We start from the raw sequence: 6,614 nt of genomic DNA on the forward strand, positions 1-6,614 counted from the left end.
CCGATCCCCGGCGTCTTCTACCGCCGTCCCGACCCGGACAGCCCGCCGTTCGCCGAGGACGGCGCGGCGGTGGCGCAGGACCAGGCCGTCGGGCTGGTCGAGGTCATGAAGTCGTTCCACCAGATCCCGGCCGGTGCGGCGGGCACGCTGGTGGAGTTCCTGGTCGGCGACGAGGACGAGGTCGACGCCGGCCAGCCGGTCGCGGTGGTGGAGACCGGATGAGACGCCTGCTCGTCGCCAACCGCGGCGAGATCGCCGTCCGGATCATCCGCGCCGCCCGTGACCTGGGCATCTCCACGGTCGCGGTGCACAGCGAGGCCGACGCGGACGCGCTGCACACCCGCCTGGCCGACGTCGCGGTCGGGATCGGGCCGTCCGCGGCGTCGAAGAGCTACCTGGTCGCCGACGCGATCCTGGGCGCGGCGAAGGAGACCGGCGCCGACGCCGTGCACCCCGGCTACGGGTTCCTCTCCGAGCGGGCCTCGTTCGCGGCCGCGGTCGCCGACGCGGGCCTGACGTTCGTCGGGCCGGACGCGGCGACGATCGAGCGGATGGGCGACAAGGTCGCCGCCCGCGAGGTCGCCCGCGCCGCCGGGGTCCCGACGGTGCCCGGCACGCCCGGGGGAGTGGCGGACGTCGACGCCGCGGTGGCGGCCGCCGAGGACGTCGGCTACCCGGTGATGCTCAAGGCCGCGGCCGGCGGCGGGGGGCGCGGGATCCGGGTCGTCGACGACGCGCAGGCGCTGCGCACGGCGTTCGGGCAGGCGTCGAACGAGGCGCTCAAGGCGTTCGGCGACGGCACCATGTACCTGGAACGTTTCGTCACCCGCGCCCGGCACGTCGAGGTGCAGGTGCTCGGCGACGGCACCGACGCGGTGCACCTGTTCGAGCGGGAGTGCTCGCTGCAGCGGCGACGGCAGAAGGTCGTCGAGGAGGCCGTCTCGCCCGGCATCTCCTCCGCCGTCCGCGACGCGATGACCGCGGCGGCCGTCTCGCTGTGTCGCGAGGCCGGGTACCGCAGCGCCGGGACGGTCGAGTTCCTGGTCGACGATGCTGCGACTCCCGGATCCGGCGGCGAGTTCTTCTTCATCGAGATGAACACCCGGATCCAGGTCGAGCACCCGACGACCGAGCTGGTCACCGGCATCGACCTGGTCGCCGAGCAGCTGCGGATCGCCGCCGGGGAACCGCTGCGGTACACCCGGGACACGATCGCCGCCCGCGGGCACGCCCTGGAGTTCCGGGTGTGCGCCGAGGACCCGGAGCGCGACTTCCTGCCCTCGCCCGGGAACGTCGGGCGGGTGACGTTGCCGTCCGGTCCGTGGGTGCGGTGCGACACCTGGCTCGAGCCGGACGGGAAGGTCCCGCCCTACTACGACTCCCTGCTGGCGAAGGTGATCATCTGGGGGGCCGACCGGGCGGAGGCGATCGCGCGCTCGCGACGAGCACTGGCCGAGTTCTCGGTCTCCGGCATCCCGACCACGGCCGGGCTGTTCATCGAGCTGCTCGAGCAGGACTGGTTCGCCGCGGCGGACTTCCACACCGGGACTCTCGAACAATGGCTGAACACGAGAGAAGCGTCAGCGGAACGAGCCTCGACACGAGGGGAGACGGCATGAGTGCCCGCTACAGCTGGGGCGGCGACGAGTTCGTGTTCGTGGAGCTGGCGGAGGAGATGAGCCTGCAGGCCAACTTCAAGGCCGTCGCGATCACCAACCTGCTGCGCGACGAGCGCCCGGACGGGATCCTCGAGATCTGCCCGGCGAACGCCTCCTACCAGGTCCGCTACGACCCTGACGTCCTCGACCCGCACACCCTGCTGGCCCACCTCAAGGACATCGAGACCCGCGTCGGCGACGCCCTCGGTGTGACCCTGCCGTGCCGGGTCGTCGAGATCCCGGTGCTCTACCAGGACCCGTGGACCACCGAGACGCTGATGCGCTTCCGGGACCGCCACCAGGACCCGGACGCCACCGACATCGAGTACGCGGCCCGGATCAACGGCTTCGCCGGCGTCGAGGAGTTCATCGCCGCGCATTCCGGCTCGCCGTGGTTCACCTCGATGGTCGGGTTCGTCGCCGGACTGCCGTTCAAGTACCAGATGGTGCCCCGTGAGCGGCAGATCATCGTGCCGAAGTACGTGCGCCCGCGCACCGACACCCCGAAGCAGACCGTCGGGTACGGCGGCTGCTTCTCCTGCATCTACTCGGTGCGTGGCGCCGGCGGATACCAGATGTTCGGCATCACCCCCGCCCCGATCTACGACCCGCGCCAGACGAAGCCGGACTTCACCGAGCACAAGGTGTTCATGCGGTCCGGCGACATGGTCAAGTTCCGGCAGATCGACCGCGACGAGTACGACGACCTGCAGGCCACCGCGGAGGCCGGGCGCTACCGGATCACCGCCCGCGACGTCGACTTCGACCTGCAGCCGTTCCTGGACGACCCGGACGGCTACAACAAGCGCCTGCTGGAGGTCCTGGCATGAGTGAGCCTGCGAACGGGTCGTCGGCGCCGCGCACGACGATCGAGGTCCGCAAGCCGGGCCTGTCCACCACGATCCAGGACGGCGGACGCTCCGGCTACTACCACCTGGGCATCCCACCCTCGGGCGCGCTGGACCAGTACTCGCTGGCCGCGGCGAACGGGCTCGTCGGCAACGACACCGACGCCGCCGCGCTCGAGATCGTCTACATGGGCCCGGAGCTGGCGTTCACCGGTCCGGCCGTGGTGGCCGTGGCCGGTGCCGGGATCGCTCCGCGGGTCAACGGGTCGGACCGGCCGCTCTGGGAGTCGTTCGAGGTCGCCGACGGTGACGTGCTCGACTTCGACTACCTCAAGGACGGCGCGCGGGCCTACCTGGCCGTGTCCGGCGGTCTGGACACCCGCGTCGACCTGGGCAGCCGCGCGACCTACGTGATCGGCTCGCTCGGCGGGGTCGACGGGCGCCCGATCGCCGAGGGCGACGTGCTGCCGGTCGGCGCCGGCGGCGCGGGCCGGCCCGGGCTCGTGGTGCCGTCCGATCTCCGGCCGGCGATGTCCAAGGACGTCGAGGTCCGGGTCGTGATGGGGCTCTACGACCACCGGCTCACCGACAAGGGCCGGGCCACGTTCCTGGACACGACGTGGACCCTGACGCCGGTCGCGGACCGGATGGGGTTCCGCTACGGCGGCGGCGAGCTGGAGACCGTGGATCGGGAGCCGCCGTTCGGGGCGGGGCAGGACCCGTCGAACATCGTGGACGCGCCCTATCCGATCGGCTCGATCCAGGTGCCGGGCGGGGTGGAGCCGATCGTGCTGCACCGCGACGCGGTCTCCGGAGGCGGCTACATGATGGTCGCGACGGTGATCTCCGGTGACCTCGACGTCGTCGCCCAGTCCGCTCCGCGCACCCGCACGAGGTTCGTCGAGGTGGACCTGGAGACCGCACTGGGGATCCGCGCCGACCGACGCCGTCGCCTCGCCGCCCTGCACGACGCCCTGTCCTGATCCCGGGCCGGAGCGCCTCCCGCCGGAGCGAGCGGCACTCTCGTCGGAACAGTTGCGACGAGAGCGCCGCTCGCCGCTCCGCCGGTCGTCTCCCCGGGTTCGTCCGCGCGGACGTGCCGTGCGCGGGTGGCCGCGGCGGAGACTTCTCCCGGAGAATGCGCACGCCAACTCGCTTGGTTGGCGAGCGAATTCCTGGGGAGCACCCTTGCCGGGGAGTTCGCCGCGGAGCCCGCGGCGCGCAGCGACCGGCACTCTCGTCGCAACCTTTACGACGAGGGCGCCGCTCGCGACCTCACCCCCAGGGCGAAGGTCCCGCCGCGGAGCCGTGCCCAGCCGCGCGCACTGTCGAGGCGCGATGTTGACCGCTCTCGCGGGCGCGTGCTGTGCTCGCCGCCGGACTTGGGGTGAGAGGGAGTGACCGTGGGGATCGAGCTGCCGGAGCACCCGGCCGGGCTGCCGGTGGGGCCGGGCTGGCGTACCGACACCGACGTCGCACCGGTGGTGTTCCCCTACGACGGTTCGTTCGTCGCGGACGCGCCGGTCGGCGGCGTCGAGCACGCCCGAGCCGCACTGGAGGCCGGGGTCGCCGTCGTGCGTGCCGCCGGGAAGGTCGGCTCCGGGGCCCGGCGCCGGATCCTGCTCGACGTGGCCGCCGAGCTGCAGCGCGAGCGGGAGAAGCTCGTCGAGATGCTGATCGCCGAGACCGGCAAGACCCGCATCGACTGCACCGTCGAGGTCGACCGCACGCTGTTCACCTGGACCGCCGCGGCCGAGGAGGTCGCCCACACCCACGGCGAGACCGTCCCGCTGGACCTGCAGCCCTCCGGTGACGGCATGATCGGCTTCTGGACCCGGCGCCCGATCGGCCTGGTGATCGGGATCGCCGGGTTCAACTACCCGTTGCTGCTGGCCACCCACAAGATCGCGCCCGCGGTCGCGGCCGGCTGCCCGGTCGTCTGCAAGCCCGCCCCGACGACCCCGCTGGCCACACTGTGGCTGGCCGACATCGTCCGCCGCGCCGCCGTCGCGCACGGCGCGCCCGCCGAGATGGTGCAGGTCGTCACCGGCGACGCCGCCGTCGGCCGCGAGCTGGTCACCGACCCGCGCGTCGGCGCGGTGTCGTTCACCGGGTCGGCCGCGGTGGGCCACCAGATCGCCCGCGACGCGGCACCGCGCAAGACGCTGCTGGAGCTCGGCTCGAACGCGGCCCTGGTGATCGCCGAGGACGCCGACCTCGACGCCGCCGTCGACGCGGTCCTGCGCGGCGGCTTCTACGGCAACGGGCAGGCCTGCATCGCCGTCCAACGCGTGATCGTCTGCGCACCGGTGCTCGACGCCGTCCTGGAGAAGCTGGCGGCCCGGATCGGTGAGCTGACCGTCGGCGACCCGCGCCACCCCGGCACCCGGGTCGCCGCGCTGATCGACGACGCGGCCACCGCCCGCGCGCTCGAGTGGGTCACCGACGCCGTCGACTCCGGCGCGCGGCTGCTGCACGGCGGCCGCGTGGTGGACCGGGCGATCGAGCCGACGGTGCTGATCGACGTCCCGACCGAGCGGCCCGCGTGGTGCGAGGAGATCTTCGCCCCGGTCGTCGGGATCCGGTCGGTGCCCGACGTCGACGCCGCGTTCGAGCTGGTCGACGAGTCGCGCTACGGCCTGCACGCCTCGGTGTTCACCCGCTCGCTGGCCACCGCGTTCCGTGCCATCGAGACGCTCGACGTCGGCGGCGTGATCGTCAACGAGGTTCCGGGCTTCCGCTCCGACGTGATGCCCTACGGAGGGGTGAAGGACTCGGGCACCGGCCGGGAGGGCCCGCGGTTCGCGATCGAGGAGCTGACCGTGGCCAGGATGGCCGTGATCCGGCCGTGAGGGGTTCGCAGATGACCGACTACACGCAGATGTTCCGGCTCGACGGGCGGCGGGCGCTGGTGATCGGCGCCGGCGGGATCGGCCGCGAAGCCGCCCGGGCGCTGGCCGCGCACGGCGCGTCGGTCACGTGCGCCGACAAGGACCCCCAGGTCGCCACCGCGACCGCCGCGGCCGCGGGGGAGGGCGCCACCGGGATCGAGCTCGACGTCACCGACCACGCGTCGCTGACCCGCACCGCGGACGCACTCGGCCCGGTGGACGTCCTCGTGCTCACCGCGGCGACGAACGTGCGCAAGCGGATCCTCGACTACTCCCCGGAGGAGTTCGACCGGGTCGTGGGCCTGAACCTGGCCGGCTCGTTCGCGGTGCTGCGCGCGTTCGGCGGTCCGATGGTCGCGCGCGGGTCGGGCAGCGTGATCACGTTCTCCTCGATCCGCGGCACCGTCGTCGAGCCCGGGCAGTCCGTCTACGCCGCGACGAAGGCCGGGCTGGTGCAGCTCGTGCGGACCGCCGCGGCCGAGTGGGGGCCGTCCGGGGTGCGGGTGAACGCGATCGCACCCGGCGTGGTCGAGACCCCGCTGACGGCGCAGATCAAGGACAACCCCGAGTGGTACGACGCCTACGCGGCCAAGTCCGCGCTCGGGCGCTGGTCGTCGCCGTCGGAGCTGGCGGGCGCGGTCGTCTACCTGGCCTCGGACGCCTCGACGTTCGTGACCGGCTCGGTGCTCGCCGTCGACGGCGGCTGGACAGCCGTCGACGGGCGGTTCACCCCGCCGGCCTGAGGATTTCCATGATCACCCCGGGTGATTGTTCGCAACGGTCCTGGTGAACACTGCGCTGTTCGGCCTAGAGTTCGTGCCGTCCGCTGCAGCAGTCGATCGGGAGGCGATCTCGGATGGCCGGACGGCACCGGGCACGTGCAGGTGTGGCGCGGACGTTGCTCGCCGTCGCCGTACCGGTTGTCGGCGCGGCCGCCGTGGCGACCGCCGTCGTACTGGGCAGCGCGAGCGTGTCCGCGCAACCCTCGAACGTCGCAATCCCGACGTTCCCCTCCCAGGAACGGGTGCTCGCCGCGAACGTCGTCGCCGTCTCGGCCGCTCCGTTCGCCGTGCACCGCAGCTCCGACATGGCCGGGGGAGCGGTCTCCGAGGCCTCGACCGCGGTGGTCCGCCGTGTCGACGAGCAGCGCGCCGCCCAGGCGCGGGCCGACGCCGAGGCCCGAGCGGACGCGGCGAGGGCCGCCCGCGCCGACGCCT

7 protein-coding genes are annotated in these 6,614 nt (G+C 73.0%); all 7 read left to right on the forward strand.

Features of this window, described 5'->3' with window-relative positions:
• A partial coding sequence (locus I4I78_RS28230) for an acetyl-CoA carboxylase (RefSeq protein ID WP_226380595.1) occupies positions 1 to 222 on the forward strand: 222 nt, incomplete at its 5' end.
• Positions 219 to 1,619 carry an acetyl/propionyl/methylcrotonyl-CoA carboxylase subunit alpha gene (locus I4I78_RS28235; protein WP_218614546.1) on the forward strand — a complete coding sequence of 467 codons (1,401 nt, stop codon included), beginning with the start codon at positions 219 to 221 and terminating at the stop codon, positions 1,617 to 1,619. The genes I4I78_RS28230 and I4I78_RS28235, both read left to right, overlap by 4 nt.
• Entirely contained in the window at positions 1,616 to 2,488 is an 873-nt protein-coding gene (locus I4I78_RS28240; RefSeq protein WP_218614547.1) for an allophanate hydrolase subunit 1, read from the forward strand. The genes I4I78_RS28235 and I4I78_RS28240 overlap by 4 nt, the downstream gene beginning before the upstream one ends.
• On the forward strand, positions 2,485 to 3,489 hold the full coding sequence (locus I4I78_RS28245) for a biotin-dependent carboxyltransferase family protein (RefSeq protein WP_218614548.1): 1,005 nt from the start codon (positions 2,485 to 2,487) through the stop codon (positions 3,487 to 3,489). The genes I4I78_RS28240 and I4I78_RS28245 overlap by 4 nt, the downstream gene beginning before the upstream one ends.
• A 432-nt stretch (positions 3,490 to 3,921) precedes the next feature.
• A complete protein-coding gene (locus I4I78_RS28250) occupies positions 3,922 to 5,358 on the forward strand; it encodes an aldehyde dehydrogenase family protein (protein WP_218614552.1) in 1,437 nt (478 codons plus the stop codon).
• Positions 5,359 to 5,369: 11 nt separating this feature from the next.
• Positions 5,370 to 6,140 (forward strand): SDR family NAD(P)-dependent oxidoreductase, encoded by a 771-nt coding sequence (locus I4I78_RS28255; RefSeq protein ID WP_218614549.1) that lies wholly within the window; start codon positions 5,370 to 5,372, stop codon positions 6,138 to 6,140.
• A gap of 143 nt (positions 6,141 to 6,283) precedes the next feature.
• Positions 6,284 to 6,614, forward strand: a 331-nt coding sequence (locus tag I4I78_RS28260; protein ID WP_218614550.1) for a hypothetical protein, incomplete at its 3' end; no start/stop codon positions are given.

The sequence above is a fragment of the Pseudonocardia sp. KRD291 genome (genome assembly GCF_019263595.1).
Taxonomy (GTDB): Bacteria; Actinomycetota; Actinomycetes; order Mycobacteriales; family Pseudonocardiaceae; genus Pseudonocardia.

Coding starts and splice junctions, on each gene's coding strand:
- I4I78_RS28245 (WP_218614548.1), top strand. CDS start 2,485: ATGAGTGAGCCTGCGAACGGGTCGTCGGCGCCGCGCACGACGATCGAG.
- I4I78_RS28235 (WP_218614546.1), top strand. CDS start 219: ATGAGACGCCTGCTCGTCGCCAACCGCGGCGAGATCGCCGTCCGGATC.
- I4I78_RS28255 (WP_218614549.1), top strand. CDS start 5,370: ATGACCGACTACACGCAGATGTTCCGGCTCGACGGGCGGCGGGCGCTG.
- I4I78_RS28240 (WP_218614547.1), top strand. CDS start 1,616: ATGAGTGCCCGCTACAGCTGGGGCGGCGACGAGTTCGTGTTCGTGGAG.